This window comes from Mycobacterium sp. E796 (genome assembly GCF_001672815.1).
GTDB lineage: Bacteria > Actinomycetota > Actinomycetes > Mycobacteriales > Mycobacteriaceae > Mycobacterium.
Map to the genome: position 1 here is coordinate 24,527 of NZ_LZKK01000307.1, position 15,451 is coordinate 39,977.

The 15,451-nt window shown below is 71.2% G+C and carries 15 protein-coding genes; 6 read left to right on the forward strand and 9 right to left on the reverse strand.

The annotated features are described in order from the left end of the window. The first annotated feature begins 15 nt into the window (after positions 1–15). On the forward strand, positions 16–1,125 hold the full coding sequence (gene pstS, locus A5706_RS24165) for a phosphate ABC transporter substrate-binding protein PstS (protein ID WP_068136380.1): 1,110 nt from the start codon (positions 16–18) through the stop codon (positions 1,123–1,125). 6 nt (positions 1,126–1,131) lie between these two features. On the opposite strand, the gene A5706_RS24170 is transcribed toward pstS, so the two are convergent. Genes A5706_RS24170 through A5706_RS24195 form a run of 6 tightly spaced genes read right to left on the reverse strand, consistent with a single transcriptional unit; the run spans position 1,132 to position 10,428 of the window. After that, positions 1,132–1,452, reverse strand: a complete 321-nt coding sequence (locus A5706_RS24170) for a DUF732 domain-containing protein (RefSeq protein ID WP_068136382.1) — start codon at positions 1,450–1,452, stop codon at positions 1,132–1,134. Positions 1,453–1,509: 57 nt separating this feature from the next. After that, entirely contained in the window at positions 1,510–2,274 is a 765-nt protein-coding gene (gene nei2 / locus A5706_RS24175) for an endonuclease VIII Nei2 (protein WP_068136385.1), read from the reverse strand. Positions 2,275–2,277: 3 nt separating this feature from the next. Continuing rightward, a complete protein-coding gene (locus tag A5706_RS24180) occupies positions 2,278–6,882 on the reverse strand; it encodes an ATP-dependent helicase (protein ID WP_068136389.1) in 4,605 nt (1,534 codons plus the stop codon). A 49-nt stretch (positions 6,883–6,931) separates the two neighbouring features. Continuing rightward, a complete protein-coding gene (locus A5706_RS24185) occupies positions 6,932–7,597 on the reverse strand; it encodes a TetR/AcrR family transcriptional regulator (RefSeq protein ID WP_068136391.1) in 666 nt (221 codons plus the stop codon). A gap of 54 nt (positions 7,598–7,651) precedes the next feature. After that, positions 7,652–9,193 (reverse strand): aldehyde dehydrogenase family protein, encoded by a 1,542-nt coding sequence (locus tag A5706_RS24190; RefSeq protein ID WP_068136393.1) that lies wholly within the window; start codon positions 9,191–9,193, stop codon positions 7,652–7,654. Then, positions 9,190–10,428 (reverse strand): VOC family protein, encoded by a 1,239-nt coding sequence (locus A5706_RS24195; protein ID WP_068136395.1) that lies wholly within the window; start codon positions 10,426–10,428, stop codon positions 9,190–9,192. The genes A5706_RS24190 and A5706_RS24195 overlap by 4 nt, the downstream gene beginning before the upstream one ends. Before the next feature lie 42 nt (positions 10,429–10,470). On the opposite strand from A5706_RS24195, the gene A5706_RS24200 reads away from it, so the two are divergent. From A5706_RS24200 to A5706_RS24210, 3 genes are all read left to right on the forward strand, one after another. Beyond that, positions 10,471–10,923: an Lrp/AsnC family transcriptional regulator gene (locus A5706_RS24200; RefSeq protein WP_068136400.1), complete on the forward strand. Its 453-nt coding sequence runs from the start codon at positions 10,471–10,473 to the stop codon at positions 10,921–10,923. A gap of 44 nt (positions 10,924–10,967) precedes the next feature. Then, the gene (gene lat / locus A5706_RS24205) at positions 10,968–12,290 is read left to right on the forward strand and encodes an L-lysine 6-transaminase (RefSeq protein ID WP_068136404.1); all 1,323 of its coding nucleotides are present in this window, start codon (positions 10,968–10,970) and stop codon (positions 12,288–12,290) included. A 116-nt stretch (positions 12,291–12,406) separates the two neighbouring features. After that, a complete protein-coding gene (locus tag A5706_RS24210) occupies positions 12,407–12,790 on the forward strand; it encodes a hypothetical protein (protein ID WP_068136407.1) in 384 nt (127 codons plus the stop codon). 10 nt (positions 12,791–12,800) lie between these two features. Here the strand turns inward: A5706_RS24210 and usfY are convergent, their stop codons facing one another. Together usfY and A5706_RS24220 are read right to left on the reverse strand one after the other, a co-directional pair. Then, positions 12,801–13,136, reverse strand: coding sequence for a protein UsfY (gene usfY, locus A5706_RS24215; protein WP_231985395.1), 336 nt, complete (start codon positions 13,134–13,136; stop codon positions 12,801–12,803). Between the two features lie 19 nt (positions 13,137–13,155). Further along, positions 13,156–13,539 carry a phage holin family protein gene (locus tag A5706_RS24220; protein WP_068136411.1) on the reverse strand — a complete coding sequence of 128 codons (384 nt, stop codon included), beginning with the start codon at positions 13,537–13,539 and terminating at the stop codon, positions 13,156–13,158. Between the two features lie 248 nt (positions 13,540–13,787). On the opposite strand from A5706_RS24220, the gene A5706_RS24225 reads away from it, so the two are divergent. After that, complete coding sequence (locus A5706_RS24225; protein WP_068136413.1) at positions 13,788–14,225, forward strand: anti-sigma factor; 438 nt, start codon at positions 13,788–13,790, stop codon at positions 14,223–14,225. Further along, positions 14,222–15,010, forward strand: a complete 789-nt coding sequence (locus A5706_RS24230; RefSeq protein ID WP_067010372.1) for an RNA polymerase sigma factor SigF — start codon at positions 14,222–14,224, stop codon at positions 15,008–15,010. The genes A5706_RS24225 and A5706_RS24230 overlap by 4 nt, the downstream gene beginning before the upstream one ends. Here the strand turns inward: A5706_RS24230 and A5706_RS24235 are convergent. After that, the gene (locus A5706_RS24235) at positions 14,981–15,400 is read right to left on the reverse strand and encodes an STAS domain-containing protein (protein ID WP_068136496.1); all 420 of its coding nucleotides are present in this window, start codon (positions 15,398–15,400) and stop codon (positions 14,981–14,983) included. The two genes, A5706_RS24230 and A5706_RS24235, sit on opposite strands and share 30 nt — an antisense overlap. Positions 15,401–15,451 lie beyond the last annotated feature (51 nt).

Here is a 15,451-nt window from a genome sequence, read left to right on the forward strand (position 1 = left end):
GACGAGGGCATCCCTTTGAAACTCAATCGATTTGGTGCAGCGGTGGCGGTCCTGGCCGCCGGTGCGGTGATCCTGTCGGCGTGCGGCAGCGACCACCACGCCGCCGGTCCAAGCGGCACGAGCAGCCCGCCGGCGAAGGTGGCCTGCGGCGGCAAGCCGACCCTGCGGGCCAGCGGCTCCACCGCCCAGGCGAACGCGATGACCCGATTCGTCAAGGCCTTCGAACAGGCCTGCGGAGGTCAGTCCCTCAATTACACGCCCAACGGCTCCGGCGCCGGCATCGGCGAATTCGTCGGCGGTCAAACCGATTTCGCCGGCTCGGACTCGCCGCTGAGCAAGGACGAGTACGCACGCGCGCAGCAGCGCTGCGGCTCGCCCGCGTGGAACCTGCCGGTGGTGTTCGGCCCGATCGTCATCGGCTACAACGTCAACGGCGTCAGCGCCCTGAACCTCGACGGCGCGACCGCGGCCCGGATCTTCAGCGGCGGCATCACCGGCTGGAACGATCCCGCGATCGCGGCGCTCAACCCCGGCGTCACGTTGCCGGCCGAGCCGATTCGCGTCGTGTTCCGCAACGACCAGTCCGGCACCACCGACAACTTCCAGCGGTATCTCGACAGCGCCTCCAACGGCGCGTGGGGCAAGGGGGCCGGCAAGACGTTCAACGGCGGTGTCGGCGAGGGCGCCAAGGGCAACGACGGCGCCGCCGCGGCCGTCAAGACCACCGAGGGGGCGATCACCTACGTCGAATGGTCGTTCGCCCAGGCGCAACAACTGAACACGGCCAACGTCCTCACGTCGGCCGGCCCGGACCCGGTGACGATCAGCGCGGAATCCGTGGGAAAGACCATCTCGTCGGCCTTCTTCATCGCCAAGGGCAACGACCTCGCCCTCGACACCATCTCGTTCTATCGGCCCAACCAGCCCGGCGCGTACCCGATCGTGCTGGCGACCTATGAGATCGTGTGCTCGAAATACCCCGACCCGCAGGTCGGCGCGGCGGTAAAGGCATTCCTGCAGAGCGCGATCGGGGCCGGCCAGGACGGCCTGGCGGACAACGGGTACATCCCCATCCCGCAGGAGTTCAAGTCCCGGTTGTCGACCGCGGTCGACGACATCTCATGAGCCATCTCATGACCCGCGGTAGCGGGGGCAGTACGCGGCGACGCTCGCGCCGATGAAGAACCCGGCGCGATAGCCGTCCAGGTTGCTGTTCGTCATCACCTCGGAGGCGATGTCGGACTTCTGCTTACCGAGATCGAGCTCGTCACAGACCTCGTGACCGGCCACGATCGCGGCCTGCGGGGTGGCGAATTCGATGCCCTTGGCCTTCACCGCCGTCACGAAGAGGTTGTCGACGGCGTCGGCGCGCGACGCCGGACAGACCGCGACCGCGAGGCTGAGCAGCGCCAGGGCGAGGCCGGCCGATAGGCGCGCTCGGGTGGTCGTCATCGCTGGGACCTCCCGCTCGGTAGTGATGGGGCCCGTCCGGGCCGCTGCGCACAGAGATCATTGCATGCCGACCTGGCAGGAGGGGCACCAATACCTGACCCGATCACCGCCGTCGTCGTAGCGGATGCGGGTGCCACAGCGACGGCAGGGTTGCCCGGCGCGCCCGTAGACCCACAGCTGCCGACCCGCCCGGGTGTCGCCGGTGGTGCAGCGGTTCCAGCGGAAGCGGTTGGCCCACAGCATGTCTCGGGCGCGGGAGACGAGCCGGCGCGGGTCGGCGACGGCGGCGACCGGTGCGGTGGGCAGGTGGCCGCTGACGAAACACAGTTCGTTGCAGTAGACGTTGCCGATGCCGGCCAGCACCCGCTGGTCCAGCAGCGCCTCGCCGATCGGCCGGTCTGGGTGCGCCGCCAAGTTCGCGGCGGCGCGAGCCGGGTCCCAGTCGGGGCCCAGCAGGTCGGGTCCCAGGTGCGCGACCGCGTCCTGGTCGGCGTCCCGGTCCAGGATCTCCAGCACGCCCAGGTCGACGCCGACCGCGCGAATGCCGTTGGCTTCCAGGATGATCCGGGCGCGGTGATCCACCCGCACCGGGCGGTGGCCGACCCGCCAGCTGCCGTCCATCTTCAGGTGCGAGTGGATGCTGGCTTGCCCCACCCGGATGAACAGGTGTTTGCCGCGGCTGAGCACCTCGTCGACCGCCTGCCCGGTCAGGTCGACGGTGGCGAACCGCGGCACCCGCACGTCGCAGCGCGTCAGCGTGCGCCCGACCAGGTGCTCACGCAGCACGGCCGCGGTGTGCCAGACGGTGTCGCCCTCGGGCATGGGCTATCGCAGCCGCATTCCGCGTGGGGTGCGGGCGAACCCGGCCTCGGCCAGCGCCTCGGCGGCCGGGTTCGGTCCCCCGACGTGGGGTTGCAGCGCCGGCGTGCCGTCGATGCGTTCCACCAGGATCGACGCGACGCGCCGGGCGGCGACCAGGTCGGCCAGCGCAACCGCCGCCGCATGGTGGGCCGCGGGGTCGTCGGTGAACGTCAGCAGCGATCGGCCGCCGCGCTCTAAGAACCAGGCCAGCTCGCCGTCCACCAGCACGACGAGGGCGCCGGCCTTGCGGCCGGGGCGCGCGCCCTCGGCGCTCGAGGTGGGCCAGGGCAGGGCGGCGCCGTAGGGGTTGGCGGGATCGGCGGCGGCCAGCGCGACCGCCCGGTACTCCGGACGCTCCTGGTCGACGTCGTCGGTGTAGCTGCGCAGCCGGTCGACGGTGGACGCGACGGCGAACTGGGCGCCGCCCAGCGACTCGACGAAGTAGCCGCGCTGGCACCTGCCGGCCTCCTCGAACGTGCTCAGCACCTTGTAGAGGGTCGCGAAACCGCCCGGCACGCCCTCGGCCGCCACCGCGCCCCGGGTCAGCACGCCGTGGCGGCCCAGCAGCAGCTCGGCCTGGTAGTGGGCCCGCAGCGTGGAATCCGGCTCGGGCGCCGGCAGGGCCGACCATCTGCCGGCCACGGCCGGGTCGGTGCTGCGGTGCTGGGCGTGCGCGACGCTGTAGCGGCTCAGCCGGGGCGGGCGGCGGGTGCGGTGCGCGGGGACGGATCGCTTGCGGGCCCCGGCGCCGGTCAGCAGGGCGCGCACCGGGGCGAACGTGTCGCCGGTGACCCAGCCGGCCCAGATCAGCTCCCACAGCGCGGTTTTCAGCTCCGACTCACCGATCGCGTCCTGGGCCAGCTGGCGGAAGAAGTACGCGCCGCCCCCGGCCAGCGTGTCCAGGATCGCGCGGTGCGCGTCGGTGAAGTCGAGCTCGGCCAGGCCGGCCAGCGTCAGCGGAGCGGAATCGCTGGCGTGCAGCGCGATCCAGCCGTCGCCCGCCGAGATCGACCCGGCGCCCGACCAGGTCACCTCGCCGGCGGCGAGCAGTTCGTCGAGCATCGCGGGGGAGTAGTCGCGCACCCGCGGGGCCAGCACGAGCGGCTCGAGCGCCGAGGCCGGGATCCGCACGCCGGCCAGCTGATCGATCACGGCGACCAGGCCGTCGAGACCCGACTGCGGCGACGACACGTGGTGCCAGGCCGGCAGGAACCGCCCGTACGCGGCGGTGCTCACCGGCTCCACCTGCGCGCGCAGCGCCGCCAGCGAACGCCGCCGCAGGATGCGCAACACGTCGGCGTCACACCACTGCTCGCCGCCGGCGCCCCCGGATAGTTCGGTGGCGACGAACTCGCCGCGCACCAGCCGGCCGTCGGCCGCCAACCGACCCAAGACGTCGGCCGTGACGCGCAGCCCGAGGCCGAACCTGGCGGCGGCCTCGGCCGTGGTGAACGGGGTGTGCGTGCGCGCGTAGCGCCCCAGCAGCTCGCCCAGCGGGTCGGCCACCGCCTCGGTGAACGCGGTCGGGACGCCCAGCGGGACCGCCACCCCGACCCCGTCGCGCAGCCGGCCGATGTCCTCGATGGCCACCCACCAGCTGCGGCCGGCGAACGGCACGGTCAGCGCGCGCCTGGCGGCCCGCAGGCCCTCCAGCCACCCGGCAACGCTTTTGCCGTCGGCGACGTCAGTGCGGGCCGCGACCTCCTGCTCGGTCAGGGGGCCGAGCAGCCGCAACAGGTCCGCGACCCCCTCGGCGTCGCGGGCGGCCCGGTCGGCTGACAGGTGCTGCAGCTGCCGGCCCGTCGCGGCGATGACGTCGGAGTCGAGCAATTCCCGCAGCTCCACGCGGCCCAGCAATTCGGCCAGCAGCGTGCTGTCCAGGGACAGCGCGGCGGCCCGGCGCTCGGCCAGCGGGGTGTCGCCCTCGTACATGAAGGCGCCGACGTAACCGAACAACAGCGACGCCGCGAACGGGGAGGGCCGCGCGGTTTCCACCTCGAGCACGCGCACCTTGCGCTGGGCGATGCCGGCCATCAGCGCGGTCAGCGCCGGGACGTCGTAGACGTCCTGCAGGCATTCGCGGATGGCCTCGAGCACCACCGGGAAGTCGGGGTACTTGCGGGCCACGTCCAGCAGCTGGGCCGCGCGCTGGCGCTGGTGCCACAGCGGCGAGCGGCGGCCGGGGTGGCGGCGGGGCAGCAGCAGCGCGCGCGCCGCACACTCCCGGAACCGCGACGCGAACAGCGCCGAGCCGCCCACCTCGGCGGTGACGACGGGATCGATCTCGTCGGCGTCGAAGACGAACAGTTCCGCCCCCGGCGGGGTACCGTCTTCGGCGGAAAACTCGGTGTCGGGCAGGCGGACCACGATGCCGTCGTCGGACGCGGTCGGCTTCTCGTCGAGGCCGTAGCGCTCGCGCAGCCGCCGGCCCACCGCCAGCGCGAGCGGCCCATGCACCCGCAGCCCGTACGGCGAGTGCAGGATCACCCGCCAATCGCCGAGCTCGTCACGGAACCGCTCGACCAAAAGGGTGGTGTCGGTGGGGACCACCCCGGCGGCGGTCCGCTGCTCGTCCAGCAGCCCCCACAGGTTGTCGGTCGCGTAGGCGTCGAAACCCAAAGCGGCGCAACGCTTGTCGAAGGCGTCGCGGTCGAGGCCGGCCAGCTGCCCGGTGAACGCGCCGAGCGCGGCGCCCAGCTCGGCCGGGCGGCCCACGTCGTCGCCGCGCCAGAACGGCAGCCGGGCCGGCTGTCCTGGCGCGGGGATCACCAGCACCCGGTCGTGGGTGATCTCGGTGATCCGCCAGCTGGTCGCGCCCAGCGAGATCACGTCCCCCGGTCGGGACTCGTACACCATCTCCTCGTCGAGTTCGCCGACCCGCGAAGGCTTTTCGGCCTCGGAAGCCAGATACACGGTGAACAGCCCGCGGTCCGGGATGGCACCGCCGGACGTGACGGCCAGCCGCTGCGCACCGGGCCGCGCCGTCAGCGTGCCGGTGTCGCGGTCGTAGACCAGGCGCGGGCGCAGCTCGGCGAACTCGGTGGACGGGTACTTGCCGGCCAGCAGGTCCAAGGTGGCCTCGAACACACTGCGGGGCAGGGTCGCGAAGGGCGCGGCCCGCCGCACGGTGTCGAACCACCGGTCGGCGTCCAGCGGCTCCAGCGCGGCCGCCGCGACGGTCTGCTGCGCCAGGATGTCCAGCGGGTTGGCGGGCACCCGCATCGTCTCGATCTGCCCGTCGAGCATGCGCTGCACGGTCACCGCGCACCCGATCAGGTCAGTGCGGTGCTTGGGGAACAGCACGCCGCGCGAGACCTCGCCGACCTGATGGCCGGCCCGCCCGATGCGTTGCAGGCCGCTGGCCACCGATGGCGGCGCCTCCACCTGGATCACCAGGTCGACGGCGCCCATGTCGATGCCCAGCTCCAGGCTGGAGGTTGCCACCACCGCCTTGAGCAGCCCGCGCTTGAGGTCCTCCTCGACCAGGGCGCGCTGCTCCTTGCTGACCGAGCCGTGGTGGGCGCGCGCCAGCAGCGGCGGGGCGCCGAAGCTCTGGCCGCTGCCCATCAGGTGCGCCGGGGCGCCACCGGCCACTTTAGGGTTGGGGTCCGTGTCCAGCGAGATCCCGGCGCGTTCGGCGTGGATCTCGTTGAGCCGGGAGGTGAGCCGCTCGGCCAGTCGCCGCGAGTTGGCGAACACGATGGTCGAGCCGTGCGATTCGATCAGGTCCACCAGCCGGGCCTCGACGTCGGGCCAGATCGAGTTGTTCGCGAGGTTGGCCATGTCGGGCACCGGGACCTGCACCGTGAGCTCGATGGTCTTGGCCGACGGCGGCGCGACCACCCTGGTCCGGGTGGTGGGGCTGCCGCCCGACAGGAAGCGCGCCAGCTCCTCGGGCGGGCGCACGGTGGCCGACAGCCCGATGCGCTGCGCGGGCGGCGCTTGCGACGACGCGCGGCGCAGGTCGTCCAGGCGCTCCAGGGACAGGGCCAGGTGGGCGCCGCGCTTGCCGCCGGCGATGGCGTGAATCTCGTCGACGATCACCGTCTGAACGCCGGCAAGGGTTTCCCGTGCCGCCGACGTCAGCATCAGGAACAGCGATTCCGGGGTGGTGATCAGCACGTCGGGCGGGTGCGCGATGAGCTGCCGGCGGGCCGCGGGCGGGGTGTCGCCGGAGCGGACCCCGACGCTGATGTCCGGCGGGGGCAGGCCGTGCCGCTCGGCGATGCGGGTGAGCCCGGCCAGCGGGGTGCGCAGGTTGCGTTCGACGTCGACCGCCAGCGCCTTGAGCGGCGACACATAGAGCACGCGGGTGCCGGCCGGCCGCTCGGCCGACCCGGCGGGACCGGCTAGGTCAGCCAGGGAGTCCAGGGCCCACAGGAACGCCGCGAGGGTCTTGCCGGATCCGGTCGGCGCGATCACCAGGGTATTGTCGCCGTCGGCGATGGCCTCCCAGGCCTGCGCCTGCGCGGTGGTCGGGGCGGCGAACGTGCCGGTGAACCACTCGCGAGTGACCGCGCTGAACCGGCCCAACGGGTCGGGTGGCCGGGAGTCGGTGCGAGTGCTCACCCAACCATGGTGCCAACGGGCACCGACATCGTGGTCGGTGAGCGCCTTCTCACAGCCTCGCTGTCGCCATCGCGTGCGCCAGCTGCGGCGGGATCTCCGGCACCCGGGCGATGGAGTCGAGCAGCGTGTGCGCGCACGCGTCGGCGAGCCGGTCGGCGTCGGTGGTGGGGTCCATGATCCGCTGCCGGCAGATCTCGAAGGTGAACGCGAGCCAACCCTGGATGATCACCCGCAGGTCCCGCTCGACGTTCGGTTCCAGCGCGCTGGTGTCCGGCATCCCGCTCACGACCTCGCCGATGCGCGACATGATGTGTTCCATCTGGCGGTTCTTGGCCTCGTCGTCGATGCCGAGCAGGACCGGGTCGGACCGGCCCAGCCCGACGTACGCGGCCCAGGCGGCCTCCGGGTTCGACTGGTGATAGGCCATATAGGCCAGCACGCCGGTCCGGATCTCCTCGAACATCGTCATGCCGGGCTCGGGCGGGTTGTTGGTGGCGTCGTAGAGCCGGTCCGCCTCGTCCTTGACCACCGCGGCGAAGAACGCCCGCTTGTCCGGGAAGTAGTGATACATCAGCGCGCGGGAGACGCCCGCGCGTTCGGCTATCTCGTCAATGCGGACCTCGTCATAGGGTCGCTTCCCAAAGACTTCTGCCCCCAAAGCGAGCAGCTCCGCGCGGCGATCCTCAGGGGATAACCGCCTTCTAGCTGTCGGCATGTGTCAGATAGTACCCATTCGGTATGAGACGCCCGCCACATTGGCTCAACTGGCTCAACCAAACTGAACGCCCTGGGCCAGCGGTAAGGCGTCGGAATAATTGACGGTATTGGTACTTCGGCGCATGTAGGCCTTCCACGCGTCCGAGCCGGACTCCCGCCCGCCGCCGGTTTGCTTCTCGCCGCCGAACGCGCCGCCGATCTCGGCGCCCGACGTGCCGATGTTGACATTGGCGATGCCGCAATCGGATTCGTCTAGGAAGCGCTCGGCCTCGCGCAGGTCGGTGGTGAAGATCGCCGACGAAAGTCCTTGCGGCACGGCGTTGTTGAGCGCGATCGCCTCGCCCAGGTCGTCATACGTCAGCACGTAGAGGATCGGCGCGAACGTCTCGGTGGCCACGATGTCGGTCTGTGCGGGCATGCGGACGACGGCCGGCGCGACGTAGTAGGCGCTCGGGTGGGCCTCTTGCCCGTCAGGGCTGGCGAGATGAACGCGCTCGCCGCCGAAGACCTCGCCGCCGTCGGCGCGCGCCTGCTCGAGGGCCCCGACCATGTCGCGGTAGGCGGTCTCGTGGATGAGCGGGCCGACGAGCGTGCCCGGCGCCGACGGGTCGCCGATCGCCAGCCTCCCGCACGCCGCCACGACCCGGGCGACCACCTCGTCGGCCACGGAGCGGTGCACGATGAGCCGGCGCAGGCTGGTGCAGCGCTGCCCGGCGGTGCCGGCGGCGGCGAACACGATGGCCCGCACGGCCAGGTCCAGGTCGGCCGACGGCGTCACGACGGCCGCGTTGTTGCCGCCCAGCTCCAGCAGGGCCCGCCCGAAGCGCGCGGCGACCCGGGGGCCGACGGCTTGGCCCATGCGCACCGAACCGGTGGCGGACACCAACGCGATCCGGTTGTCGTCCACCAGCAGCTCGCCGAGGTCGCGCTCGCCCAGGACCAGGCCGCTGACCGCGGCGGGGGTGCCGACGTCGGCGGCCGCGCGGCCGATCAGTGCCTGGCAGGCCAGCGCCGTCAGCGGCGTCAGCTCCGACGGCTTCCACACGACGGTGTCGCCGCAGACCAGCGCCACGGCCGCGTTCCACGCCCACACGGCGACGGGGAAGTTGAACGCGGTGATCACCCCGACCACACCGAGCGGGTGCCAGGTCTCCAGCAGGCGATGCCCGGGCCGCTCGGACGCGATGGTGCGGCCGTACAGCTGGCGCGACAGGCCCACCGCGAACTGGCAGACGTCGATCATTTCCTGCACCTCGCCGAGCGCCTCGGAGCCGATCTTGCCCACCTCGACGGTCACCAACGTCGCCAGGTCGTCCTTGTGGCGGGTGAGCAGCTCGCCGAGGCGGGCCACCAGCGCGCCCCGCACCGGGGCCGGCGTGGCGCGCCACGCCGTGAACGCGTCGGCGGCGTCGGCGATGATCGCGCAGGCCTGCTCGGGCGTTGTGTGGCCGACGGTGAACAGCACCTCGCCGGTGATCGGCGTGCTGGCGGGCAGCCCGTGCGCGGCCGGGTCGCCGAGCGCGACGCCGACGCCCATCGCTTCATAGGCCGCGCGCACCCGCGACCGCAACTCCTCGGTACGCTCGGTGATCATCGGGTTGCCTCCTCGTAAAGTGCGTACGGGTCGCGGATCTCGCGGCCGATGGCCCCGGCCAGCCACTGCGCGTCGTAGCCGGAGTCGTCGGCCGCCGCCCGCGCCCGGGTTTCGCGGTCCAGGTTGGAGCGGAAGATGCCCGCCGCCGACGCCGGCAGGAAGTCTTCGTAGACGACCGGCGCCGACGGGTCGCCGCCGCGATAGTAGGCCAGCCCCTCGGCGGCCATTTCCGCGTCGGTCGGCGGGAAGTGCCGGTGCCACACCGACGCCGGGTCGGGCGCGCCCATCGCGGCGTCGTAGCGTTCCCGGCCCTTGCGCGTCAGCGCGACCCCGCGCGCCTCGACCTCGCCGAAGCGCACCCGCACGCTGCCCGCGGTGACGCGGCCGTCCCGGCCGCGAAACAGGCAGGGCTCGGCGAGCGCGCGAAAAGAGGTCTGGCGCAACAGGACCGCGGGGCCGTCGGTGCGGGGCGGCCCCTGGATGGTGTCGATCATGGTGATGCCGCGCGCGGTCATCCGCCGATACAGCTCGTCGATGTCGAGCACCCGCGGCGTCAGGTGGTTGATGTGGGTGGAGCCCACCCCGGCGATGTCGGCGGCCACCGCCGACACCCGCGACAACTCGTCGTACCAGGATTTGTCGATCGGCTCGCGGGACAGCGCGAACGCCGCCACCGCCGCGGAGACGAACGCGGGCGCCTCGTCAGCGGCGCAGCCGCCGTCGGCCGCAATCGTTCGCGCCCGCTCGACCAAGGCGGGGTCGAACAGCCGCCGGCGCGCGACGAAGGTCTCCACCCGGGCCCGCAGCCCCGGGGGAAAGTAGCGCGCGTCCCGGGTGGCGAGCATCGAGGTGAATACCCGAAACGGGTTGCGCGCCAACTCATCCGCGTCGAGGGGACGAAAGGCCGTGGACACCACCGGAATCGGCGAGGCGGCGCGGCGCAGGTCGTAGTAGCCCACCGGGTACATGCCGAAGGCGGCGAACAGGTCGGCGACGGCGGCCAGTTCGGCCGGGCTGCCGACCCGGATCGCGCCGTGCCGCTCCGCGGTGACCCGATCCAGCGACCCCAGGCGTTCGGCATCGGTATGTCGCGTCACGTGGGCGGCGTTGACCTGGCCGCTCACCTCGACCAGCGTGCCGTACGCGGGGACCTCCCCGGCGTACATGGCGGACAGCCCGGCCGCGAATCGGGCGCGCAGCTGCCACGCCGCCAGCGTGCCCTGCCGGGGGCTCATGGCACGCCGTCGATTTCGGCTTTGCTGCGATAATCTCCGCCCATGGGTGACGCGCTCGACGAGATTGACCGGACCCTGGTGCGCGAGCTGGTCGCCAACGGTCGCGCGACCCTGGCGGAGCTGGCCGCGAAGGCGGGCCTGTCGGTCTCCGCGGTGCAGTCCCGGGTGCGCCGGCTGGAGTCGCGCGGCGTGGTGTCGGGGTATTCCGCGCGGATCAACCCGGAGGCGGTCGGGCACCTGCTCTCGGCGTTCGTGGCCATCACTCCCTTGGATCCCTCTCAACCCGATGATGCGCCCGCCCGCCTGGAACACATCGCTGAGATCGAGTCGTGTCACTCGGTGGCCGGCGAGGAGAGCTATGTCCTGCTGGTTCGCGTCGAGTCCGCGCGGGCGCTCGAGGACCTGCTGCAGCGGATCCGCACGGCGGCCGACGTCCAGACGCGAAGCACCATCATCCTCAATACTTTTTACAGTGATCGGCAATACATACCATAATATTTCCTGTATATATGCCGTAGCACCGTAAGAATCACGCTAGGATGAGCGGCATGACCGCCGCCGTCACCGACCGTGTCCGCGAGACGTTGTCCCGCAGCATGCTGGTCGACGGTTTCGACCTGGTGCTGGACCTGACGCGGTCGGCCGGCTCCTGCCTGGTCGACGCCCGGGACGGCCGCCGTTACCTCGACATGTTCACGTTCGTCGCGTCGTCGGCGCTGGGCATGAACCACCCGGCGCTGGCCGACGACGAGGAGTTCCGCGCGGAGCTCCTGGCGGCGGCGCTGAACAAGCCGAGCAACCCCGACGTGGCCACGGCGGCAATGGCCGGCTTCGTCGAGACCTTCGTCCGGGTGCTGGGCGACCCCGCGTTGCCGCACCTGTTCTTCGTCGAGGGCGGCGCGCTGGCGGTGGAGAACGCGCTCAAGGTCGCGTTCGACTGGAAGAGCCGCCACAACGAGGCGCGCGGGATCGACCCGGCGCTGGGCACGCGGGTCCTGCATTTGCGCGGCGCGTTCCACGGTCGCAGCGGCTACACGCTGTCGCTGACCAACACCAAGCCGGTGGCCGTGGCCCGCTTCCCGAAGTTCGACTGGCCGCGCATCGATGCGCCCTATGTCCGGCCGGCGACGGACATGGACGCGCTCGAGGCCGAGTCGTTGCGGCAGGCCCGGGCGGCGTTCGACGCGCACCCGCACGACGTCGCGTGCTTCGTGGCCGAGCCCATTCAGGGGGAGGGCGGCGACCGCCACTTCCGTCCCGCATTCTTCGCCGCGATGCGCCGGTTGTGCGACGAATACGACGCCCTGCTGATCTTTGACGAGGTCCAGACCGGCTGCGGGCTGACCGGAACGCCGTGGGCCTACCAGCAGCTGGGCGTGCAACCCGATGTGGTGGCGTTCGGCAAGAAGACGCAGGTGTGTGGGGTCATGGCCGGCCGCCGGGTCGACGAGGTCCCCGACAACGTGTTCGTGGTCGCCTCCCGGCTCAGCTCGACCTGGGGCGGCAACCTGGCCGACATGGTGCGGGCCCGCCGCATCCTGCAGGTGATCGAGGCCGACGGGTTGTTTGAACGCGCCGCCGAACACGGGCGCTACCTGCTGGGCCGGCTGGTCGAGCTGGCTCAGGACTTCCCGGCCGTGGTTCTCGATCCCCGCGGCCGCGGCCTGATGTGCGCGTTCAGCCTGCCGAGCAGCCGCGCGCGTGAGGCGGTGATCGCCCAACTGTGGCAACGTCGCGTGATCGCGCTGCGCTGCGGGGAGGACGGCGTCCGATTCCGGCCGCCGCTGACGGTCACCCGCGGGGAGATCGACGCGCTGGTTTGCGCCCTGAGCGGCGCATTGACGGCTGTGACGTGGGGCTGAGGCGGTTTACCGTGAGAGGGCGCCGGGTATCCGGATCTGCATCATCGTGGCGCGTAACCAATGCGGCGCAGCGAACGATTAACCAAGAAATCAGGGCCGGGACACGGGGGACGACTATGCAAACGGCGGATCAGCGGTCGCCGGGTGACCGCTTGGGGCAGGAGGACCGCGAGGTGCACGCGGCCATCCGGTTTGCCGCCCTGGCCGCGGTCGCGGGCATGGGCTTCCTAGTTCTTGCCGCGTTGTGGGTCAGCACCTGCCCCGGAACGGGCGTCGACACGGCGGCCTGTGGCACGCCCCAGCGCACAATGCTGGCGCTGGGCGGTCCGCTGATCCTGCTGGCCGGGGCGCTCTGGGCGTTCCTGCGCACCTACCGGGTATGGAAGGCCCACGGCACCTGGTGGGGGTGGCACGGCGCGGGCTGGTTCCTGCTGACGCTGATGGTGGTGGCCCTCGGCCTTGGTGTATCCCCGATCGCCGGGCCGGTGCTGGCCCTATGACCTGCGCCGACTAGACGCGCGAGTCGGGGCGCGCGGGGCTCTGGGTCTTCGGGCCGCTCTCGGTTCGTGGGACGAAGCGCCATTGCTCGTCGATGCGGCCCACGCGGCGGTGCTCCGCGACGAACCACAACGCCCCGGCGATCGTTCCGAGCACGGCCACCAGGCTGGTAGTGGCGACCCATTCGTAGTGGCCGTAGGCGGCCGCGGCCGTGGTGCTGATCATTCCGCCCAGCGCGACGAGGAACAGGATGAACCCGGGCCAGTACAGGTTGTCCTTCATCGAGAAACCGGCGTGCGGTTGCGTCGTCCGGAAGTGGTCCGTCGGATCGCGATGCCTGTCGCTCATCACCCCTCCTTCGGTCGTTTCAGGTCGTCGAGCCGGCCGTGTCGCGAACCGGCATCTCGGGCAGCGAAATCGCCCCGATCGTGGTCACCAGCCACACGATGATCGTCGCGGCGAGCCAGGAGGCGGCGCCGTGGATGGTGAGCCCGTGGGTGAACGTGGCGGCCAGGCTCAGCGCGACCAGGGTCAACACCAGCCCGGCGCCCCCGAGTAACAGCGACGCGTAGGCCCGCGGCAACTTCACGATCAGCAGCGACAGGCTTGCCTGCGCAACGGAGAACAACAGCACGGCGACGATGAACCCCGAGGCCGATACCGAGACGCCGGGCACAACCCAGGCCGCCGCCAGCAGGCCGACGGCCCACGACGCGAGAAGCACAACCGCACGAAGCAGAGCCTGCTTCATGCCAACAAGTGTAGGTCGCGGCGTGGACGGTGTTAAGGGTTCGCCGACGGGGTTATTCGCCGCCGCAAGTGGGTATCAGCTGTACACCATGATGAGTGCCGGAAGGGTTGCGTCAGCGACACCGACATCGATGCCCACTGCCATAGATATGACCAGCGGCGGCGATTGTGACTAATCGGTTGGAACCCACGGTCGACGGCGGGCTGCGCGGCAATAGTAATGTCAAGCAGACATTGCCGGGAGACCATATGACCGATCCGGGAGTTCGCGCGAACACGCGTCAACGCGGCCAGCGCGCCGTCGAGCTGCACGTCGCGGCACGCCTCGAGAACCTGGCGATGCTGCGCACGCTGGTCGGTGCCATCGGCACCTTCGAGGACCTGGACTTCGATGCGGTCGCCGACCTGCGGCTCGCGGTGGACGAGGTGTGCACCCGCCTGATTCGGTCGGCCACGCCGGGTGCGACGCTGGTGGTCGTGGTCGACCCGCACGACGACGAGTTGGTGGTCGAGGCCTCCGCGGCGTGCGACACCCACGACGTGGTGGCGCCCGGCAGCTTCAGCTGGCACGTCCTGACCTCCCTGGCCGATGAAGTCCAGACCTTCCACGACGGTCGCGAACCCGATGAGACCGGAAGTGTTTTCGGTATCACGCTGACCGCGCGACGGGCGGCCTCTAGCAGGTGACAGCGCGAGCTGCCGGCGGTTCGGTTTCGCGGCCGAACGAGTATGCGGACGTCCCGGACATGTTCCGGGAGTTGGCTGGCGTCGCCCCCGACTCGATGGAATTCCAGCGCCAGCGGGACAAGATCGTGGAGCGGTGCCTGCCGCTGGCCGACCACATCGCCCGCCGGTTCGAGGGCCGCGGCGAACCGCGCGACGACCTGGTCCAGGTGGCGCGGGTCGGCCTGGTCAACGCCGTCGTCCGCTTCGACGTCGAGACCGGGTCGGACTTCGTCTCGTTCGCGGTGCCCACGATCATGGGCGAGGTCCGCCGCCACTTCCGCGACAACAGCTGGTCGGTCAAGGTCCCGCGCCGCCTGAAGGAACTGCACCTGCGGCTGGGCACCGCCACCGCCGACCTGTCCCAGCGGCTCGGCCGGGCGCCGACGGCGACCGAACTCGCCGCCGAACTCGGCATGGAGCGTGACGAGGTGGTCGAGGGCCTGGTGGCGGGCAGCTCCTACAACACGCTGTCCATCGACACCGGTGGCGGCAGCGACGACGACGACGCCCGCGCCATCGCCGACACGTTGGGCGACGTGGACGCCGGCCTCGACCGCATCGAGGATCGCGAGGCGCTGCGCCCGCTGCTCGAGGCGCTGCCCGAGCGGGAACGAATGGTGCTGGTGCTCAGGTTTTTCGAGTCGATGACGCAGACGCAGATCGCCGAGCGGGTCGGGATCTCACAGATGCACGTGTCGCGCCTTTTGGCCAAGTCGCTAACGCGGCTGCGGGACCAACTGAAGTAGCGGTCGCGACCCGTCGCGCTCGGCCCGTGCGGGGCGCAGCAGCGGCTCGGCTTGCGGCGTCGTCACCGGCAGGGTGCCGTCGGGGTCGCAGATCCTCAGCAACCGCGCTACGGCCGGGCTCGGCACCATGGCCCAGTGCACCTGGGCGGCCGAGCAGGCGACGTTGATCCGGTGCAGCGCCGAAAAGCCAGCGGTACCAATGAATTCCAGGCCGCGCAGGTCGACGATGATCCGGCGGGCGCGCCTGACGCTGCGTTGCGCGTAGATGGCGAGCTGGTCGGCGTTGGCGGCGTCGAGCTCACCGTCGACGGTGAGCACCGCCCCCAGCGCGCTCGCGCGGGAGGAGAATTGTGCGGTTCGGCTTTGTTGCCAAGATTGGGCCACAGACATGCGTGTCTCCGTCATTTGGAGGATCCTGCTGTGGATGACGTCAGACGGTCG